This window comes from Streptomyces sp. NPDC021080 (assembly GCF_044333225.1).
Lineage (GTDB): Bacteria > Actinomycetota > Actinomycetes > Streptomycetales > Streptomycetaceae > Streptomyces.
Genome location: NZ_JBIRQM010000071.1, coordinates 1 through 1,131, shown reverse-complemented (window position 1 = coordinate 1,131; position 1,131 = coordinate 1). Strand labels below are relative to the sequence as shown.

General features: G+C 70.5%; 1 protein-coding gene. It reads left to right on the top strand.

Annotated elements, in window-relative coordinates:
- Window positions 1-289 precede the first annotated feature (289 nt).
- Window positions 290-952, top strand: coding sequence for an HAD-IA family hydrolase (locus ACH4S8_RS45175; RefSeq protein ID WP_398405203.1), 663 nt, complete (start codon window positions 290-292; stop codon window positions 950-952).
- The last annotated feature ends 179 nt before the right edge of the window (window positions 953-1,131 follow it).

Genomic DNA, 1,131 nt, shown 5'->3' with positions numbered 1-1,131 from the left:
ACTGCGGGTACGTCGTGGTGGCCGACGCCGTGTCCCTCCGGCGGCGGGTGTGTCGTGGTGGCCCCAGGTGGCTCCTTCTGCCGGATCCCGGGTGTGGGGTGAGTGGCCTCCTGGGGGCTGGCCCTTCCCTGGAATGTGCCCCTGACGTGCTGCGGTGGCGTTGGGCCGAGTTGTTTTGTATCGTGTAGGAACAAAGTGGTCCCCGTCCGCACCTCCCTGACCGGCGGGCGGGACCGCCTTGTTTTCCGGGGGTGTAGTGACCCCCCTCTTTGCGTTTTGGAGCCTGCCGATGACCACGGCCACCACTGTTCTGACCGCCCGCGCCCTCCTGCTCGACATGGACGGCACCCTCGTCAACTCGGACGTCGTCGTCGAGCGCTGCTGGCGTGGCTGGGCCGATCGGCACGGGCTGGACGGGGACGAGGTCATGAAGGTCGTCCACGGCCGGCAGGGCTACGCCTCCATGGCAGTGCTGCTGCCGGACCGCCCCATGGAACAGAACTACGCGGACAACGAGCGGATGCTGGCCGAGGAGACCGCCGACATGGACGGTGTCGTCGCGATCCCGGGAGCGCCGGAGTTCCTCGCCTCCCTCGCCGGAGTGCCGCACGCGCTCGTCACCTCGGCGGACGTGGCGCTGTCCAGTGCGCGGATGGCCGCCGCCGGGCTCGGACTTCCCGATGTACGTGTCACGGCCGAGTCCGTCGGCGCCAGCAAGCCCGATCCCGAGGGTTTCCTGAAGGGTGCGGCCGAGTTGGGGATCGCGCCCGAGGACTGCGTCGTCTTCGAGGACTCCGCGGCGGGGATCGCCGCGGGGCGGGCCGCCGGGATGCGGGTCGTGGGGATCGGACCCCGGGCGCCGTTCCACCGGCCCGACGTGGCCGTACGTGATCTGACCGAGGTCCGGGTCGAGGCTGTCGCGGACGGGACCGTTCGCCTTCACATCGGCTGAAGCGGAACGGATTCCTTCGGGGAGAGCGAGGGAGTGGGGGTGGGCGCAGGTTTTTCGCCCTCTCCGCCCCTACCCGTCCCATATCTGGGGCTCCGCCCCGGACCCCGCTCCTCAAACGCCGGAGGGGCTGAACTTCCGGGGCCGGCATGGTCGGCCGGCCACCACGACGTACCCGCAGC